The organism is Pseudomonas agarici, from assembly GCF_001543125.1.
Classification (GTDB): Bacteria; Pseudomonadota; Gammaproteobacteria; order Pseudomonadales; family Pseudomonadaceae; genus Aquipseudomonas; species Aquipseudomonas agarici.
Window position 1 is genome coordinate 956,461 of record NZ_CP014135.1, and the last position, 18,428, is coordinate 974,888.

The 18,428-nt window shown below is 58.4% G+C and carries 14 protein-coding genes; 8 read left to right on the top strand and 6 right to left on the bottom strand.

Going from position 1 to position 18,428, the window contains the following annotated elements:
- Positions 1–31: 31 nt before the first annotated feature.
- From AWM79_RS04345 to AWM79_RS04360, 4 genes are all read right to left on the bottom strand, one after another.
- Entirely contained in the window at positions 32–2,083 is a 2,052-nt protein-coding gene (locus AWM79_RS04345) for a putative bifunctional diguanylate cyclase/phosphodiesterase (protein ID WP_060782228.1), read from the bottom strand.
- Positions 2,084–2,399: 316 nt separating this feature from the next.
- On the bottom strand, positions 2,400–2,996 hold the full coding sequence (locus AWM79_RS04350; RefSeq protein ID WP_017125974.1) for a superoxide dismutase: 597 nt from the start codon (positions 2,994–2,996) through the stop codon (positions 2,400–2,402).
- Between the two features lie 175 nt (positions 2,997–3,171).
- Complete coding sequence (locus AWM79_RS04355; RefSeq protein WP_017130893.1) at positions 3,172–3,774, bottom strand: LysE/ArgO family amino acid transporter; 603 nt, start codon at positions 3,772–3,774, stop codon at positions 3,172–3,174.
- 5 nt (positions 3,775–3,779) lie between these two features.
- Positions 3,780–4,208, bottom strand: a complete 429-nt coding sequence (locus tag AWM79_RS04360; protein ID WP_026013058.1) for an ACT domain-containing protein — start codon at positions 4,206–4,208, stop codon at positions 3,780–3,782.
- Between the two features lie 96 nt (positions 4,209–4,304).
- Between AWM79_RS04360 and AWM79_RS04365 the strand changes: the two genes are divergently transcribed.
- The 4 genes from AWM79_RS04365 to AWM79_RS24105 all read left to right on the top strand — a co-directional run bounded on the left by AWM79_RS04365 (position 4,305) and on the right by AWM79_RS24105 (position 7,741).
- Positions 4,305–5,198, top strand: coding sequence for a LysR family transcriptional regulator ArgP (locus AWM79_RS04365; protein ID WP_017130895.1), 894 nt, complete (start codon positions 4,305–4,307; stop codon positions 5,196–5,198).
- Between the two features lie 52 nt (positions 5,199–5,250).
- Positions 5,251–6,249 carry an NAD-dependent epimerase/dehydratase family protein gene (locus AWM79_RS04370; RefSeq protein WP_060782229.1) on the top strand — a complete coding sequence of 333 codons (999 nt, stop codon included), beginning with the start codon at positions 5,251–5,253 and terminating at the stop codon, positions 6,247–6,249.
- Between the two features lie 115 nt (positions 6,250–6,364).
- Positions 6,365–7,204, top strand: a complete 840-nt coding sequence (locus AWM79_RS04375) for an ATPase (protein WP_017130897.1) — start codon at positions 6,365–6,367, stop codon at positions 7,202–7,204.
- 201 nt (positions 7,205–7,405) lie between these two features.
- Entirely contained in the window at positions 7,406–7,741 is a 336-nt protein-coding gene (locus AWM79_RS24105) for a hypothetical protein (protein ID WP_082712571.1), read from the top strand.
- A 57-nt stretch (positions 7,742–7,798) separates the two neighbouring features.
- Here AWM79_RS24105 and AWM79_RS04380 read toward each other — a convergent pair whose 3' ends face one another.
- Complete coding sequence (locus AWM79_RS04380; RefSeq protein ID WP_060782230.1) at positions 7,799–8,911, bottom strand: enoyl-CoA hydratase/isomerase family protein; 1,113 nt, start codon at positions 8,909–8,911, stop codon at positions 7,799–7,801.
- 134 nt (positions 8,912–9,045) lie between these two features.
- Between AWM79_RS04380 and ung the strand changes: the two genes are divergently transcribed.
- The 4 genes from ung (at position 9,046) to AWM79_RS04400 (ending at position 17,353) form a co-directional block, all read left to right on the top strand.
- Positions 9,046–9,738, top strand: coding sequence for a uracil-DNA glycosylase (gene ung / locus AWM79_RS04385; protein ID WP_060782231.1), 693 nt, complete (start codon positions 9,046–9,048; stop codon positions 9,736–9,738).
- Positions 9,739–10,435: 697 nt separating this feature from the next.
- Entirely contained in the window at positions 10,436–12,418 is a 1,983-nt protein-coding gene (locus AWM79_RS04390; RefSeq protein ID WP_017130901.1) for a hypothetical protein, read from the top strand.
- A 495-nt stretch (positions 12,419–12,913) separates the two neighbouring features.
- Positions 12,914–14,797: a hypothetical protein gene (locus AWM79_RS04395; protein ID WP_060782232.1), complete on the top strand. Its 1,884-nt coding sequence runs from the start codon at positions 12,914–12,916 to the stop codon at positions 14,795–14,797.
- Between the two features lie 342 nt (positions 14,798–15,139).
- Complete coding sequence (locus tag AWM79_RS04400; protein WP_017130903.1) at positions 15,140–17,353, top strand: autotransporter outer membrane beta-barrel domain-containing protein; 2,214 nt, start codon at positions 15,140–15,142, stop codon at positions 17,351–17,353.
- A gap of 79 nt (positions 17,354–17,432) precedes the next feature.
- On the opposite strand, the gene AWM79_RS04405 is transcribed toward AWM79_RS04400, so the two are convergent.
- Positions 17,433–18,428, bottom strand: a 996-nt coding sequence (locus tag AWM79_RS04405) for a hypothetical protein (protein ID WP_167375414.1), incomplete at its 5' end; no start/stop codon positions are given.

Below are 18,428 nucleotides of genomic sequence, written 5' to 3' on the forward strand. Positions count from 1 at the left end.
TCCACCGCACTCTGCGAGGCTATTTGTCGTCTCACAGGATCGCCGCATTAGTGCGCTGAGCTTGCTTGAGGTAAGCGCCCAGTTCGCGGGCTGGCAGCGGCTTGCTGTAGTGATAGCCCTGGCCTTCATGGCAGCCCTCGGCAATGATATAGGCCTCCTGCTCGACGGTTTCCACGCCTTCGGCGATGACCTGCATGCCCAGGCTTTTACCCAGTTGGATGATCGCTCGCACGATGGTGGCGTCGTCGTCATCGTCCAACAGATCCTGGACAAAGCTTTTGTCGATCTTGATCTTGTCCAGCGGCAGGCTCTTGAGATAGCTCAGGGACGAGTATCCGGTGCCGAAGTCGTCGATGGCGATCAGCGCGCCGGAGCGGCGCAGGCTCAGCAGATGCTGGGCAGCCGTGCTGATGTCTTCCATCAGGCCGGTCTCGGTGACTTCCAGCTCCAGGCTGTGCAGCGGCAAGCGGTACATTTGCAGTAGATTGTTGACCACTCGCGGCAGCTCGGCGTGGTGCAGTTGCACGGTGGACAGGTTGACCGCCATGCGCAGGTCAATGAAGCCTTGGTCGTGCCACTCGCGCAATTGCCTGCAGGCCTGGTCCAGCACCCATTCGCCGATGGCGATGATGGTGCCGTTTTGCTCGGCCAACGGAATGAACTGATCGGGTGGCACCAGGCCATGCTCCGGATGTTGCCAGCGGATCAAGGCTTCGACACCCACCACGCGATGATCGCGGTAGCTGATTTGCGGCTGGTAGAGCAGGTGGAACTGGTTGCGGTTAAGGGCGTCGCGCAGGTCCTTTTCCAGCTCGCGGCGGCGGCGTATTTCGCTGTCGACGCTGGCGATATAGAACTGGTAACGGTTGCGTGAGCGGGTCTTGGCCAGGGTCATGGTCTGTTCGGCTTTCTGCAGCAGCTTTTCGGTGCTGGCGCCATCTTCCGGGAACAGGGTGATGCCGATGGTGGCGCGCAAGCTGATTTCCTGATGATCGAGGGCGAACGGTGCTTCCAGGTCATCGAGGATGCTTTGCGCCAATTCGGCGGCCTCATAGGGCTGTTCGATATCTGCCTGGATCAGGGCGAACTGATCGCCCCCCAAGCGCGCCAGGGCGCCGAGGCGGCCGCTGTGGGTACGCAGGCGATCGGCGAGGGCCAGCAACAATTGATCGCCGGTCTGGTAGCTGAACTGTTCGTTGATACCCTTGAAGTCGTCGAGGCCGACCACCAGCACCGCGACCCGGCGTTGCGGGCGCAGGCAATCGGACAGGATCTTGTCCAGTTGCTGTTGCAACTGCTGGCGGTTCGGCAGGCCCGTCAGAAAGTCGTATTGAGCCATGCGCAGCAGGCTGTTTTCCGCCTCATGGCGCAAATGGGTATTGCGCTCGATCGAGGCCAGCAACTGGTTGGCAGTGTTGATCCAGATCCCCAACTCGTTCTGTTCATGGCCCTTGAGTAAGGGCAACTGATGCGCGGCCGGACGATCCGGGTTGATATTAGTCAGGTGCTCGATGATCCGCGACAGTGGCTTGGTGAGTAGCCAGTGATAGACCAGGTACAACACCAGTCCCATGAGCAAGGCCCGCAGCACGCCGGAAATGAAGATGATCACTGAACTGACGATAAAGCCCTGGCCGTAGGTCGCGGTGTCGAGGGTGATGCTCAGGTCGCCGTAATACTCGCTGTAAGGGCCGCGCCCGACCAGTTGCGTGGTAAAAGTGCGTTCCTGGCCGAGGATCAGGTCGGTGAGCCAGCGGCTGGAGGAGGTCTGCAGGTCGCGGAGCTTTTCGGCAAGCATGGGTTCGTTGGGGTGGCCGATGGAGGCCATGCGCACGGACTTGTCCTGGAACAGACCTTCGATCACCTGCATGCCCATCTCCCGGTCGAGGCTGTAGACGGCCTGGGTCGAGGGGTCGCGGAACATATCGAGAATTCGCTGGGCGTCGGCGGCAACCGCCTGGCGGGTCTTGTAGGCGTCGAAGACGATCTGCGCACAGCTCAGTACCACGCCGACAATCAGTGCCGACACCAGCACCACCCGGAGCAACTTCACCGACAAGCTGTTCTTGAGTTCCAGCTTCAAAGGGTTATTCCTTGTTCCATGCGGGTAGCATCAAGTCGCTATGAGTATTGGCAATCCAGCCCCGGCAGTCAAAGAGGCAATGCGACCGGGGACGATCCGTGCCTGAGCCTGGGTAAAATGTGCCTGTCGAACCTTTTCAGACCATAGGTACTGTGTCGTAGGGAGGCTGCATAACTTGAGGATCTGCCATTCAATTTAGCGGATTATTCAGCGTAGCCCCGGACGAAGTGGGAGCAAGGGACTATCGGTCATGGGGGGCACGGTGCGGACATAAAAAAACCCGGCCTGGCCGGGTTTTTTCTCAAACGATTGAGTCTCAAGCGGTGAAGGTTTTGCCTTCGAACTGCTCGGCGACGAATTTCCAGTTCACCAGGTTCCAGAACGCTTCGACATACTTTGGACGCACGTTGCGGTAGTCGATGTAGTAGGCATGTTCCCAGACGTCGCAGGTCAGCAGCGGAGTGTCGCCGCTGGTCAGCGGGTTGCCGGCGCCAATGGTGCTGGCCAGGGCCAGGGAGCCATCAGCCTTCTTCACCAGCCAGCCCCAACCGGAACCGAAGGTGCCGACGGAAGTCTTGGTGAACTCTTCCTTGAACTTGTCGAACGAGCCGAACGCAGCGTTGATCGCTTCGGCCAATGCGCCAGTAGGTTGGCCGCCAGCGTTTGGCGCCAGGCAGTTCCAGTAGAACGTGTGGTTCCAGACTTGAGCGGCGTTGTTGAAGATGCCACCCGAGGAAGACTTGACGATTTCTTCCAGGGTCTTGCCTTCGAACTCAGTGCCTGGCACCAGGTTGTTCAGGTTCACGACATAGGTGTTGTGGTGCTTGTCGTGGTGGAACTCCAGGGTTTCCTTGGAGATGTGCGGCTGCAGGGCATCGTGTGCATAGGGCAGCGGTGGCAATTCGAAAGCCATGGTTATTCTCCTAATCAGGTCAGTTGCGGTGAGCGCAAGGCCGATCACGGGCGGCCGAACTATGCGCCGGGGAGTCTGTACTCTTTACGGCGCAGGTTCGCGATCATAGCACCGGGGTTGCGGCATAACCACGCAACAACTGTGTGGAATAGAGGTTCCAGAGCTTTTTGGAATATCACGCGGCACCGATCAGTTGTACCGCCACACTGAACATCATGACCGCCACCAGCAGATCGAGAACCCGCCAGGTTGCCGGGCGTGCCAGCCATGGCGCCAGCTTGGCCGCACCCAGGGCCAGGGTGAAAAACCACAGCAGCGAAGCACTGGCGGCACCGACCACGTAGGCGCCAGGCTCGGTCTGCTGAGCGCCGAGGGAACCGATCAGCAGCACGGTGTCGAGGTAGACGTGGGGATTGAGCAAGGTCACCGCCAGGGCGCTGAGCAGCACGGCACGCAGTGAGCGCACCGTCTGGGCCTGCCCCTGGTGCAGGCTTTGCCGCGAGCAGGCGCGGCGCAGGGCCAGGCTGGCGTACCAGAGCAGGAAGGCGACACCGCCCCAGCGAGCAATCGCCAGCAACGTCGGGTTGTGTGCCAGCATCGTGGCGAGGCCGAAGACGCCCGCCGCCACCAGGATCGCGTCGCAGACCACGCACAAGGCCGCGACCGGCACGTGGTGTTCACGGCGCAGGCTCTGGGCCAGGACAAAAGCGTTCTGCGTACCGATGGCCATGATCAGTCCGGCGGCAACCAGTAGGCCATTGACATAACTTTGCCACATGAAGCTTACGCTCCTGATTGTTGACGGATTTGCCGCTCGCTCTGGTGGGCCAGGTCCCGCAATACGGACATGGCGCGTTCGGCGTCGTCGCGGGCGACGAACAGATGGTCGTGGTAGTAACCGGCGATCACGTTGCAACTGATACCGGCCTGGCTTAATGCGCCAGCGAAGGTGGCGGTGAGGCCGACGGCTTCCAGGGCCGAATGCACGTTCAGAGTGATCCAGGCCGCGAGGTAGTCGAAGGGCAGGCCCAGCGCCGCTGCGTCTTCACGCTGGAGAATCACCGTCAGGCCCTCACGCTCGCGAAAGCTGCCGATGGCTTCGCGGCCCTTGAGCAAGGCGGCATCGGCGATGCTGCAGAACACATAGTCGCCATCATTGAGGTGGGGGCTCATGCTGCGCAACAGGATTGCCAGGGAGGTTTCGCCAGCCATGTCACTGTCCTTCATTCAAAGAGTACCGGTGGGCATTCTCCAGAGGGATCCTGTATAAGAGAAATCAATATTAGTGATCGCTCATTAGGAAAACTGATGTTCGACTATAAATTGCTCTCGGCCCTCGCCGCCGTGGTCGAACAGGCCGGTTTCGAGCGGGCGGCGCAGGTGCTGGGCTTGTCCCAGTCGGCGATATCCCAGCGGATCAAGTTGCTGGAGGCGCGGGTTGGCCAGCCGGTTTTGGTGCGGGCCACGCCGCCGACGCCGACCGAGATCGGCCGGCGCCTGCTCAACCATGTGCAACAGGTGCGCTTGCTCGAACGCGACCTGCAAGGCCAGGTCCCGGCGTTGGACGAAGAAGGGCTGCCGGATCGCCTGCGCATTGCCCTGAATGCCGACAGCCTGGCGACCTGGTGGGCCCAGGCGGTGAGCGATTTCTGTGTTCGCCATCATGTGTTGTTGGATCTGGTAGTTGAGGACCAGACCGTCGGCCTCAAGCGCATGCGTGCCGGTGAAGTAGCGGCTTGCGTCTGTGCCAGCGAGCGCCCGATTGCTGGCGCTCGCAGCCTGCTGCTCGGGGCCATGCGCTATCGGGCACTGGCGACGCCGGCATTTATCGCCCGGCATTTCCCTGACGGAGTCGATGCCCGTTCGCTGGCGCAGTCACCGGCACTGGTGTTCGGTCCGGACGACCTGCTGCAACATCGCTACCTCGCCGCGTTGGGCGTGGAGGGTGGTTTCGAGCACCATCTGTGTCCCTCCGCCGAAGGTTTTCTGCGGCTGAACGAAGCCGGGCTGGGCTGGGGCCTGGTTCCCGAATTGCAGGTGCGCGAGCAGTCGGCGCGGCGCCAATTGGTGGAGTTGATTCCAGATAAGCCGGTCGACGTGCCGTTGTACTGGCATCATTGGCGCAACGGCGGTCAATTGCTGGCGCGGTTGACCGAGCATCTGGCGCGCTCGGCGGCGCAATGGCTGGTGCCTCTGGCGTGACGGGCAGCGTTTAAGTAACAGGCAAGACGAATCAAGGTATTTGGAGCACGACATGAAAATTTTGGTCACCGGCGCGAGCGGCTTTATTGGCGGGCGCTTTGCGCGTTGCGCCCTGGAGCAGGGCTATGACGTGCGGGTCAATGGCCGTCGGGCCGAAAGCGTCGAGCATCTGGTACGCCGTGGTGCCGAGTTTGTCCAGGGCGACCTGACGGACCCGCAGCTTGTGCGCAATCTGTGCCGCGATGTCGAAGCCGTGGTGCATTGCGCCGGTGCCGTCGGCCTGTGGGGCCGCTACCAGGACTTTCACCGGGGCAATGTGCTGGTTACCGAAAACGTCGTCGAAGCCTGCCTTAAGGAGCGGGTGCGGCGCCTGGTCCACTTGTCCTCGCCCTCGGTCTACTTCGATGGTCGCTCGCACTTGGAGTTGACCGAGGAACAGGTGCCCAAGCGCTTCAGTCACCCCTACGCCGCCACCAAGTTTCTCGCCGAGCAGAAGGTCTTCGGCGCTCAGGAGTTCGGCTTGGAGGTTCTTGCTCTGCGTCCGCGTCTGGTCACCGGGGCTGGCGACATGAGCGTCTTCCCGCGCCTGCTGAGGATACAGCGCAAGGGGCGCCTGGCGATTGTCGGCAATGGCTTGAACAGGGTCGATTTCACCAGTGTGCAGAACCTCAACGAAGCATTGCTGAGTTGCCTGCAAGTAGGGGGCTCGGCCCTGGGCAAGGTCTATAACATCAGCAACGGCGCGCCGGTGCCGTTTTGGGACGTGGTGAACTACGTGATGCGGCAGATGCAGGTGCCGCAAGTCATGCGTTACCGCTCCTTTGGCTTGGCCTACAGCGTCGCGGCGTTGAACGAGGCTGTTTGCGGGTTGTGGCCCGGGCGCCCGGAGCCGACCCTGTCACGACTCGGGATGCAGGTCATGAACAAAGATTTCACCTTGGACATCAGTCGCGCACGGCATTATCTAGGGTATGAGCCCAAGGTCAGCCTGTGGGCGGCGCTGGATGAGTTCTGCCATTGGTGGCAGGCCCAGGAACCGGCGACCCGGTGAAACATTCAGTGACCAGGGTTGAACCCTGCGCCGGGTTCAGAGTCGATCAGCGCGGTGGGTAACGGGTTTATACTCGGTATATTTCGCCATCAATGTGGTCCGCAAAGGTTCTTTCATGCGTAACGATGCCAACGACGATTTCGACGATGTACCGAGCCTGCGCGCCGACGTGGGCGATGAGGATGATTTTCCGGTGACGCCGGCTGCCCGTGAGCGCACGAGAGTCGCTTCGCGCAGCGCCCCGGTGGCCAAGATCAAGGGACCGGGCACCGGTCCGTTGTGGGCGCTGGTGGGGGCGCTGTTCTTCGCCTTTGCCGGGCTGGCCTGGTGGAGCTTCCAGCAGATCTCGCTGATGGAGCAGCAGCTGGTTGCCACCCAGGAGAGTTTTGCGCGGATCAGCGAGGACGCGGCGGGGCGCCTGCAGGCAATTTCCGGCAAGGTGGTGGCCACTGAATCCAACGTCAATAGCGACAGCGAAGCGTTGAAGCTGCAGGTCAAACAACTGGAAGGCAAGTTGCTGGAACAGGGCAAGCAACAGCAAGGTGTCGCCGGTCAGCAGACCGGACTGGAGCAGCGCCTGCAACAGATGAGCGCGCAAACCAGTGAGCTGCAGAGTGCCAATGGCCAGTTGCAGGCCCAGGTCAAGAGCCTGACGAGCGACCTGGCGACGCTGAAGGCCGCTCAGGCGGATGCCGGCAAGCTCGATGCCGAGCTCAAGGGCCATGCCGCCGATATTGCCGCGTTGAAGAAACAGGGCAACCCGAGCGTCGCCCTGGAGCGTCTGGAGCAGGATATGATCGTGCTCAAGAGCGAACAGGACAGCCGCCGGAGCGCGGGCGGTCAGAGCGCCAGCACCGCGGAGTTCGACGCCTTCCGTGGTCAGGTCACGCGCAATATCAACACCCTGCAAAGCCAGATCCAGAACCTGCAACAGCAACTCAATGCACGGCCCTGAGTCCCGGCCCTGATCGTTCCCACGCGCCAGCCTGGGAGCGATCCGTCAACCCTGCTCTCTCTTAAAAAGCATGTTTCAAAATATTGCTTAAACGGCACTTCATGCCGATTTCAAAGTCTTAAATGACGTGCGTGGATGGGTTTGTCGACGCATGCTTACCAGCGTCGCTGGTGTAGCTTCTTCGCGGTCCAGGAGGCCGCCATGTACCCTCGACTTCTGCTCACGGCAAGCTTGGCTTTGACTCTTTGCGCGTGTGTGCCTTATTACGATGGCGGTGCGAACTACTACCGTTCCGAGGTCTACACAGTGCCCGCCCCGGTTTACTACGGCGGCGGTTCCTACTACCGTCGAGACTACTACTACGCGCCACAACCGCGCTATTACTCGCCGCGGCCTCGCTATTACGCCGCACCGCGTTATTACACACCGGCGCCACGGGGCTATTCGAACCATGGCTGGGGCCAGCCTTACCGATACGGCGGGGGCGATCATGGTGGCAACGGCAGATACAGGCACGGCGCGGGCCGTGGGCACTAGTATTGTGGCGAGGCAGAACTTCAGCATACAACTTCACTCCATCACCTCGACCATCCTTCAGTAATCCGACAGGTCCGCCAACGGATGCCGCCCCTCCCAGACCTTGTGGAAATGTGCCTCGACCACCGTCCGTGGCACCGCCGTCACATCCGGCCAATGCCAACGCGGTCGTTGATCCTTGTCGATCAAGCGGGCCCGCACGCCCTCACTGAATTCCGGGTGGCGGCAGCAGTTCAGGCTCAGGGTGTATTCCATCTGGAACACCTGAGCCAATGACAGGTGCCGTGCCCGAGCGATCTGTTCCCACACCAGGTGAGCCGTCAACGGGCAGCCGCCCTTCAGGTTTTTCGCCGCCATGGCCATGAGTTCGTCGGCATCCTCGCTGTGCTGGACCAGCGTTCGCCAGGCACAGGCCACATCGCTGACATCCAGCAGCGCATCGATCCGCTCCCGGCGTGGCAGCCACTGTGCCGCCGGGCTCTGCTCGCGAGCCTGATGTTCCAGCGCCTTGAGCAGGCTGTTGAGCTGCCTGGCCGTCTGTTCCTGCCAGTTGAGCCGGAGCAGGCCATTGATCAAGTCTTCTTGCTGATCGTCGCGCAGCAGGCGGTCGGCCAACCCGAGGTCCACTGCATCGCGTGCATTCATTCGCGCCCCGGTCAGGCCGAGGAACAACCCCAACTTGCCCGGAAGGCGAGAGAGGAACCAACTGCCGCCGACATCCGGGTACAGGCCGATGCCGATTTCCGGCATCGCCAGTTGGCTGCTGGGTGTCACGATGCGGATACTGGCACCTTGTAACAAGCCCAGGCCACCACCGAGCACATAGCCATGACCCCAACAGATCAGCGGCTTAGGATAGGTGTGCAGGCGATAGTCAAGGCGGTATTCCGCAGCAAAAAACGCCGCCGCCAGCGCTGGCACCTCGCCCGGTCGGGCGCGGCATTCCTGCGCCAGGCTACGGACCTCACCACCGGCGCAAAAGGCCTTGGCGCCGTTGCCGCGCAACAGCACGCCGGCGATCTGTGGATCCTTGGCCCAGGCATCGAGCCGTTCATCAAGGGCCGCGATCATCGGCAGCGAGAGGGCGTTGAGCGTGTGTGGGGCATTCAGGCTGGCGACGCCGATCCGCGCGCCATCGGTGCCGATGAGCTCTTCGAAGTGCAGATTCATTGCGACCTCAAACTGCGGGTTGAATGCTCAGTATGATCCTTGTGTGGGAAACTGCCGGTAATGCGTCGGACCAATTGACAAGCGTGATCGGCTTTCCTAGTGTCCGCCCCATGGCTCACTCAGGACAGGACCTCATGACCGACGACGACCGCATCAAACTCGAACCGAGCTGGAAACGCGCCTTGCGTGATGAGTTCGACAAGCCCTACATGGCCGAGTTGCGTGAGTTCCTGCGCCTGGAACATGCTGCCGGCAAGCAGATCTATCCGCCGGGGCCGCTGATCTTCAATGCGCTGAACACCACCCCGCTGGACCAGGTGAAAGTGGTGATCCTCGGCCAGGACCCGTATCACGGTCCCGGTCAGGCTCATGGCCTGTGCTTCTCGGTGCAACCCGGGGTGCCGGCGCCGCCGTCGCTGGTCAATATCTACAAGGAATTGCAACGCGACCTGAACATCGATATCGCCAACCACGGCTACCTGCAAAGCTGGGCCGAGCAGGGCGTGCTGCTGCTCAACACCACCATGACCGTGGAACGCGGCAATGCCGCCTCGCATGCTAACCGGGGCTGGCAATTCTTCACCGATCGCATCATCGAAGTGGTCAGCGAGCGCCAGGACAAACTGGTATTCCTGCTATGGGGTGCCCATGCCCAGGGCAAGCAGAAGCTGATCGACGCCACCAAGCATCTGGTGCTCAAGTCGGTGCATCCCTCGCCGCTGTCGGCGTATCGTGGGTTTATCGGTTGCGGGCATTTCAGCCGGACCAACAAGTTCCTCGAGCAGAATGGCCTGGCGCCGATCGAGTGGGCGTTGCCGCCGCTCTGACAACTGCCTCGATCCTTGTGTACAAGGGGGTTGCCAGCGATGAGAACCTCAAAAACGCCAAAAACCTTCGCAGACAAACCGTAGATCCGCAGGCCTGTATTTCAGAGGTAAGCACTGACCCATCATTCTTAACAGTATCCGCCCCAGGGCTTTACGCATTAGATGTTTGCCACGGCCTTGTCGGTTGATCATGTCAGAAATGACAGTAGCGCCGAGCGTAGCCACGATCTGCGATAAACAACCGAGAAGGAGTGGGAAGTTCGGCCTGTCCCGCCGCTCCGGTTAACTTGTGACCCGGTTTTCGACAATCAAGCCATTGCCGCGCGGGAATTAGTTTGCATTGTTCGTCACCACTGCCACCACCAGCCCGGCGCTTCTGGCGTGCGTGGCGATATGCAAGTCATTCACGCCAATGGTAATGCCTTTTTTCCTCAAATCGCAGCGAATGGAGCCCTAGTGACAGGGGCTTTTTTGTCGTAATGCAGCACATCAAGCCAAAAAACTGCCAGGCAATCCCCGATCAACGGCATCTGGCGGCTTCGCTTTTCAGACGTAAGGCCCCGCGACCTGTCATTTCTGACAGTATCCGCTCCAGGGCTTTGCGCATTAAATGTTCTCCACGGCCTTGTCGGTTGGTCATGCCCCAACCCGGTGGTCAGCGGCCGCTTCGTTGGTCAACCTCGCAAGGAGAACAGACATGCCTGAAGCCAAGTCAGCAGCCACTGGGTTTCCCTCTCGAAACGAAGAAACCCCGAAGGCGCTCAAGGAACCTCATGTCCCCGATGCACTGCCGCTGCTAGCGGACGAGAGCGCCTACGTGATCCCCCGTTCAGCTCAATCCCAGGACTTACGGGTAGAAGTCGTTGAGCTGTGGGGTGGATCGGGGACGCTGGACCCCGGAGAAATTACAACGGTCGAGTTTTATTGGGACGATGAGGCCAAGCCGGTTGACACGCGCACCGTGATGGCCCCTTATGGAAGCGAAATCATTCCCTTTTTCGGATTTATCCCCGCTCTCAAACTGGGCGTTTCAGGCCCACATCAGGTGCGCTATGTGGTCGAACTGGTATCGGGAAACCCGACGGAGCTTTCGCATCCGATCAGTGTGAATATCGATAAGGAAGGGCCCAATCAGGCGCAACCGTGGGTGAAACTGAAGTTCCCGGCGGAGGTGGAGAGAGATGGGGTCACCGATGCCTATCTGGCGGTCAATGGTGATCGCGTGGTCGCCACCGTGGAGCACTGGTCCGACATACGTCTTGAGGATGTGGTCGAAGCCTATTGGGAGCGTTTACCCTTTCGAGATCTCGATCCGGTGGCTAGCGTTGAAATCGAGCAAATGCACAAGGACGGCGCGCCTGTCGAGCTGATCTTCGAGGGTGAGGATATTCGTCGCAACGGCAACGGTGAATTCACAGCCTACTACCATCTGATCGACAGGGCTGGAAATACCGGCTTGCGCTCCGATCGTGCCTTGGTTCGGGTCAACCTGACGGCTTCTCCCATAACATTGCCCGCTCCCCGGGTGCCACAAGCAGACGACGGGCTGGTTGACTTGGAGGACGCCCGTTCCCCAGGTGGCGTTTATATGCTCATCGACCGAGTCCTCGATCTCGAGGATGGAGATGTCATCAGCCCGTTCTGGAATATGATTCCTCTGCCCGTGATCGTGTTCGACGCCTCCCTGACCTGGCCGCAAAGGGTCGCTATCGATTGGAGCATTTTGTCCGCTGGAGGCTTCGAAGTCACGCCGGGTACCGTTCTGGCCCGTTATACCTGGCGCCGGGGTATCGGCACCGCAAGGCCTTCCGATCCACGCTTCGTACCGGTTGACCTGACCGTCGCTGGTCCGGTCAATCCGGGCAACCCTGATCCGATCAATAATCGGCTCGAACAGGTGACGATCAAGGGGGTAACCGGCGATAACATCATTACCGGCGCCGATGCCGGCAGGCCCGTTCGAGCTGTCGTGCCCTTGTATGCAGATCCCCGTCCGGGTCAGGAACTCGAATTGATGTGGGCCGCGCATCCTACGCCGGTGGATACCCACACCGTACAGACCGGCGAGAGAGAAGGAGATGAAGTGGAGTTTTTCATCCCCTGGGCTATCGTCGAACCTGTCGGCAACGCCGTGGTGCAGGCCTACTACTGGACATTCAATGGGGTGAACCGGCAACGCGCGCCTGACACACCGATCAACGTCAATGTGATCCCCATCATCGGATTGGCGCGCCCTGAGTTTCCGGATGTTACTTATGACGGGGGACCTAGCTCGGGGTTTATCAACTGTTCGCATCTGCCCTGGCTTGGGGTTCGGGTGAGAATACCGGGTGACCCCGTGCGGTTGGCGATGGGCGATAAAATAGAACTGTCCTGGGTCGGCCATGCCGGTGCCACCAACAACGCACCGGTCATCCCGGAAACGGTGGAGGTGTTCCCGCATACATTGACAGCGGAAGAGGCCCTCAATGGTTATATTTTCGTAGTGCCGTTCGATCCTTACGTCAAACTTCCCGGGTTGATCAAGCCTGCGGAAGGGTCGGACAGCCCGAGGAATGGCTGTGCGGTTGTAGGTTACAGGTTGATCAAGGCGCAGGGTGGGGTGGGCAAATCGGGGGAGAGATTGCTACCTATCAGTCTGATTCGCGTCAACCAGCCTCCGTGCCTTGGCGAAGACTGAATCGTCCGGCTTGTGGCGATCTGTCTATCAGAAGGGCCATGGCCCTTCTGATCCTTTTGTTGCACTCAATAAATGAACCCCTTCATATAGGTCTGATAGCTTCAATTCAACATACCCGACGTTCGGTTGAACTCTTTCTTGAGACTGCTGAATACCTCCAAATTCTTTAGAGTGATTTGGAGCAGGGCGGTGGTTGTTTGCTACCCAGTGTTATGACACAAGGTGTTTTTTCTAGCAGGTTGAAAAAAATATACAACATTTGGCTGATGCACATTTTCGGCTTTTTGGCACCTGTCAACACTGACAGTTTCGCCAACAACCGGATGTTTGTTTAATGGTTTTGACTTCAACGCAAGCCGACCGATTTCTTTCCCGATTCGTCTACGGCGCGTTGTTGGGTGGAAGTACCTTTCTTTCATCACGACATCCTTTGGGCGTTCGCCCATGGTTTTGTTCAGCCCGGGATTTGTCCGCTTTTGTAAGGAGCTTGCAAACATGTCAACGCAAAAGATTACTTCTATTAATAATGGTCTGTTAGACAACGATCCTCCCGCAGCGGCGCCGATTCCGACCAATACTCTGGAGGACATCGTCGGCGACAGTCAGACTAACGTAGTCCCCGTTGAGGCCCAAGTGAATGGGGTTGATTTTGATATTCCGTTGTGGATGCATGCGTCGGACCAACTTGGGGAGGTGGACACGGTCATCGCCTACATCGGAACTCGACCGGTTGGTATTTTCGACTTTCCAGGCCCTATCACGGACGACCCTGTGTCAATCACCGTCCAATCTTCTTTGCTCCAGCAGCATGGAGAAAAAGAAATCAGGTATATCGTTACGCTGAACGGTGAAAACCCTGCGGAATCTGATCCTGTTACTATTTTTGTAGACACTGTGGACCCCAATCTCAACAATCAGCCGAGGGCGATCGAACTGCCTGCGGATTTGCCAGGAAATACCCTCACGCCCGAGTACCTGAGTAGTCATGGCAACGGTATTACGCTAACTATCCCGCGTCCTGTAGACAGCAGGCCCGGCGACACCTGGCAAATACGTTGGGGCACAAGCCCTACAGCGACCCTGGATGGCCTCGTCCCTGATATTGGACCGATTAACGTCTTCGTATCGTCCCTGATCATCACGAACCGTGGAGAAGGTGACAAGGCGATTACCTATGAGATCGCGGACCGGGCCGGCAACTTTACCCAGACCTCGTTTCCGACGACAGTCAATGTTCAACTCAGTAACCCGCCTACTGGGCTGCAGCCTCCGGTTGTCGTAGGGGCACCGTTGATCAATAAGGAAATGGCACGCAATGGCGTGGTGGTGGAAGTGCCGACCTTCACCGATTACCTGCAAAATGATGTGGTCTACTGCTACTGGCACGGTACATACATCGGTGATCAACGACTTGGACTGGCACCTTTATTTCCCTTGTCATTCATCGCCGATTACAACGTGGTGGCGGCACCGGGTAATGAGTACGACGCAAACGTGACGTACATTGTCAGGCGTGGTGGTGACGATTACGGCGCTCCACCAGCTTCAGTGGAAGTCAATTTGACAGAGCCGGGTGTGGTCAACCCTGGACCGGGTCCAGAGGACCCAATCCTTGAGCTCCCTCTGGTAAAAGGCACTTCGCAAATGGATAACGTCCTGATCCCGAGCGATCGGGGGGACGATGCCCACGCGACTTTTACCATCTATCCAGGCTCTCTGGCGGGCGAGACCATTGAGCTGTATTACGGTACGGCGCCGGGCGTATTGACAGATAGCTACACGGTACAGGGAGACGAGGATCCCGACTTTGAAGTGAGGTTGACTATTCCGTGGAGCACTATTGACTTGTATGGCAATGGCCAGATTCCTGTCTATTACAAGATTAGTAATGCAAACAACTACAAACATTCTCCGTCAGAAACTGTCAGTGTCCGTGTTTTTGTTTTGGAAGGATTGCAGGATCCTGTTTTCGAAAAAGTAAATGCCAACGACACTATTCTGTGTGCCCATGAACCATGGCTGGGAGTTCCCATCAGAATTTTCGACAGCAGCACGTTGGAACCTGGTGATATTGTCGTTGTTCATGCGGTCAGATATACCTTCAACCCCATTGCATTGGTACCCGGAAGCCAAGTGGACTCTTCTGAATATGAGGTGAGGCTCAATGACGTCCAGGATGGTTTTACTCGTGAGCTGAATTTGCCCTATTTCGGCATGTATACCGAGACGGGAGGTCGGGGTTATGTCGGTATTACCTGGAGCCTTTTCAGGCCATCGAGCGAGGATCGGGGGACTTCCGATGAGGTGCGTGCCAGGTGGGATGTGCGCAGCGGCGCCGTGTCTGGGACTTGTGTGCCGGGTGCCACACGAGGCCACTAGCGGGTTTGAAATACGTTGACTCAGCATCCGGGTAGCGTGCTACCTGGATGTTTTTTTATATTGCACGTCGACATCTTCCGATTGAACCTGTAAGTCAACGTAGCGGTTACGCAGAGAATGTGTGTTTTGATTATTTTTTATAATACTTTTACTACTTATAATGGAGAAAAATCCTACATAGGTAAGTTAAGTCGGTATGTAGTCTGAACGGCCTTGAAAACGGAGACCTATTCGATACGGGGATCCGGGTTCTAACTGGAACTTTTCTGAGAGCCGCATGACATGAGTAATATCAAAACACCACGTTTTCATCACACACGATTATTTACAGCTATCAAATTGATGGCTATCGCACCTTTGTACTTTCTTGGCGGACAAGCTTTCGCTGCCACTGAAATCGATGGCAAAACCTTTAATGTCACCTCCTCCACTCTGTCGGACAGCTATATCCTGAGGAACGGTGCGACCTTGAATGTTCATGCCGGTGGCCGGACCAATGATATTCGGGCAATGGCAGGCTCCACCCTGAACATGGACGGTGGCCGGGTACGCTCTACTGCTGCAACGGTAGCCGTAAGTCTGGCCAACAGCCATGGCACGATTTCCAACTCTAATATCAGCAGCACCATGGCCGGTGGCCTGGACGTGGTACGTAACCCTGCGACCACTACTGGCTCCGAAGCCGTGGTCAACAACAGTACGATCACCGGTGCGACCTACGGTGCGAACGTTACACAATTCAGTACCTTGTTGCTGAACAACTCCGCCGTGACCGGTGAGAGCCGTGAAGGCCTGATCTTGCGTGGCGGTGAAGCCACGGCTGTTGGCAGCCTGATCACCGGTGCCACCAACGGTGTGCTCATGACCCGTGACAGTAATTCTCCGAGCGGTACGCAGCCTGAGCTGACCCTGGATAACAGTCATGTAATCGGCCAGGCCGGACCGGCGATTCTGCTCGACACCCTGATCACTGGCGAAATTGACGTGCGCAACGGCTCGACCCTGGTGGGCAGTAACGGCAACATGGTGGAATTGGCCAACGGTGCCAACGCCAATATGCGCGTCAGCAACAGCGCCCTGACCGGCAATATCCAGGTCGGCAACGCCAGCACCCTGGACCTGAGCCTGGACGGCGCTTCCATGACCGGCGATGTGGTCAAGGATGCCGGTGGCACCGCCCACGTGGCCTTGAACAACGGTTCGGTCCTCACCGGTCGCCTGGACAATGTCGATACCCTGGCGCTCAACAGTGATGCCACCTGGGTGATGACCGACCACCAGAGCATCGGTGACCTGAACATGGCCGGCGGTAACGTCAAGTTCGGCGACCCCGGTGCGTTCTATCAACTGGACGTGGAAAACCTGGCGGGCAACGGTACCTTTATCATGACCGCCGACTTCGCCCACCTGCAGAGTGATTTCCTCAACGTTACCGGCACCTCCGAGGGCGAGCACAAACTGTTGATCAGCAGCAGCGGTGCCGATCCGCTGTCCGAGGACCGCTTGCATGTCGTGCGCACCGCCGATGGCGGCGCGACCTTCAGCCTGTTGGGCGACCGCGTGGACGTCGGGACCTACTCCTACAGCCTGATCGCCGATGACGATGGCAAGGACTGGCACCTGGACCCGTCCACCAAAGTCATCAGCCCCGGCACCCGTTCGGTGCTGGCCCTGGCCAATGTCGCGCCGACCGTGATGTACGGCGAGCTGACCTCCCTGCGTTCGCGCATGGGTGAACTGCGCTTCAACGGCGGCCAGAGCGGTGGCTGGATGCGCACCTATGGCAACAAGCACAAGGTCGATGCTGGCAAGGGCGGCGCCTATGACCAGGTTCAGCAGGGCCTTTCCCTCGGTGCGGACGGGCGTCTGCCGGTGGGTGACGGGCAATGGCTGGCCGGTGTAATGGCAGGCTACAGCAAATCCGACTTGAGCCTGGGCCGTGGTACCCATGGCACGGTGCACAGTACCTACATCGGTGGATATACCACTTGGCTGGATGAGCAGAGCGGTTACTACTTCGACGGTGTGGCCAAGCTCAACAGCTTCCACAACAAGGCCTCGGTGGCGCTCAGCGACGGCCAGAAGGCCAAGGGCAACTACAAGGATCTGGGTGCCAGTGTTTCCGGAGAGTTCGGCAAGCACATCAAGCTGGACAACGACTACTTCGTCGAGCCGGCGGTACAGGTCACGGCGATGGCGATAGGAGCCAAGGACTACAAGCTGGACAACGGCCTGAAGGCGGAAAACGGTCGCACCTTGTCGTTGCTCGGTAAGGTTGGGGTGACGGGCGGGCGCAACTTCGACATGGGTGAAGGTCGCGTGGCTCAGCCTTACCTGCGCACGGCGTTCGTGCAGGAGTTCGCCAAGAACAACAAGGTGCAGGTCAACGACAACACGTTCCACAACGACCTGTCGGGTTCGCGGGTGGAGATCGGTACTGGTGTGGCGATGTCGTTGAGCGAGAAATGGCAAGTGCATGCGGACCTGGACTTCAGCAAGGGCGAGAAGATTGACCAGCCCTGGGGTGCCAATGTCGGGATCCGCTATAGCTGGTAAGCGATCCGTGTAAACCAAAAGAGGAAGCCTTGGCTTCCTCTTTTGGTTTTCTGTGTCCCGTCCTGAATAAGACAAAGAACTATGGCGCACTAAAGGTAATGCTGTTGGTTAATACGAAGCTGTTATACAAAAGTCTGTTTGTCCCCATAAAAGATTCGAGGAGTGTTCCAGCCGAAATTGTACCTGTGGTCACAGTTCCTACTTTTACAAACTCCAACGTTGCCATGTTGCCAATGACGTTGTAAAAAGTAGAGCCTGCGGCAAGAAGTCTTGGGCCTACGATCTGCGCGGGCCTATCACTTAGAGTGTATCGATACCAGATTCCAGGTACGTTGGTCGGATTTAAATTTGATGAGGGGGCAGGTTCGCTTCCGATTCGATTGATAAAATAGTGATGCATCGCTTTTGAGTCGGCTTCACGTATTCTGGTGACTCTATCCGTGCTATTCGCATGGGTGGTTAGCAGCACCGTATAGTCTGGGGTAGCGGGGAGTGTAATGATGAGCGTTAAGGGAGCCGTCAGTCGATAGCTATGAGGGGATGTACCGTCAAGATAGGTAGCACGACCGGTCAGTGCGGTATTAACAATGGAAATGCTCCGCGTCGGCGATGGTGGCATTTCCTCGATTGCGCCCTTCGGTAGCACACGGTAGTAGATCCTTACCGTTCGATTATGGTTGGGCGTAATGACGGTACTGCTGACCGAGAATGTCTGGCGCCCCAGTGTCGTGACTGTTTTGGTTTGTGTTGTGGAGCCTGCTCCAACCGTACCTTCCCAGACCATTGTGATCTGGTCCTGTAGTTGCATACCCAGGTAATCAACTTCGATGGTGACGCTCGTGACGGGTTTTACCAGGTTGAGAGTGTCATTAAGTAAGTCCGACTCTCGCATGGCCGGCGCCGTCAGGATGCGCGGGTTGTTTTCCACCCTCAATCCGTGCGCCGGGAACGTCAGCGCATTGGCCTCGACGCTGCTGCGATCAAACGTCGCCTTGAACGTCGCCGACAGGGAAGTTCCATGGCCCAATCCACTCAGGTAGCTGGCCGGTACCAATATCTCCGCATGGCCGTCGCT

What these genes read in the sequence shown, in the direction of transcription:
- AWM79_RS04350 (WP_017125974.1), bottom strand. Translation starts at nt 2,996, where the DNA reads ATGGCTTTCGAATTGCCACCGCTGCCCTATGCACACGATGCCCTGCAG.
- AWM79_RS04355 (WP_017130893.1), bottom strand. Translation starts at nt 3,774, where the DNA reads ATGTGGCAAAGTTATGTCAATGGCCTACTGGTTGCCGCCGGACTGATC.
- AWM79_RS04360 (WP_026013058.1), bottom strand. Translation starts at nt 4,208, where the DNA reads ATGGCTGGCGAAACCTCCCTGGCAATCCTGTTGCGCAGCATGAGCCCC.
- AWM79_RS04365 (WP_017130895.1), top strand. Translation starts at nt 4,305, where the DNA reads ATGTTCGACTATAAATTGCTCTCGGCCCTCGCCGCCGTGGTCGAACAG.
- AWM79_RS04370 (WP_060782229.1), top strand. Translation starts at nt 5,251, where the DNA reads ATGAAAATTTTGGTCACCGGCGCGAGCGGCTTTATTGGCGGGCGCTTT.
- AWM79_RS04375 (WP_017130897.1), top strand. Translation starts at nt 6,365, where the DNA reads ATGCGTAACGATGCCAACGACGATTTCGACGATGTACCGAGCCTGCGC.
- AWM79_RS24105 (WP_082712571.1), top strand. Translation starts at nt 7,406, where the DNA reads ATGTACCCTCGACTTCTGCTCACGGCAAGCTTGGCTTTGACTCTTTGC.
- AWM79_RS04380 (WP_060782230.1), bottom strand. Translation starts at nt 8,911, where the DNA reads ATGAATCTGCACTTCGAAGAGCTCATCGGCACCGATGGCGCGCGGATC.
- ung (WP_060782231.1), top strand. Translation starts at nt 9,046, where the DNA reads ATGACCGACGACGACCGCATCAAACTCGAACCGAGCTGGAAACGCGCC.
- AWM79_RS04390 (WP_017130901.1), top strand. Translation starts at nt 10,436, where the DNA reads ATGCCTGAAGCCAAGTCAGCAGCCACTGGGTTTCCCTCTCGAAACGAA.
- AWM79_RS04395 (WP_060782232.1), top strand. Translation starts at nt 12,914, where the DNA reads ATGTCAACGCAAAAGATTACTTCTATTAATAATGGTCTGTTAGACAAC.
- AWM79_RS04400 (WP_017130903.1), top strand. Translation starts at nt 15,140, where the DNA reads ATGGCTATCGCACCTTTGTACTTTCTTGGCGGACAAGCTTTCGCTGCC.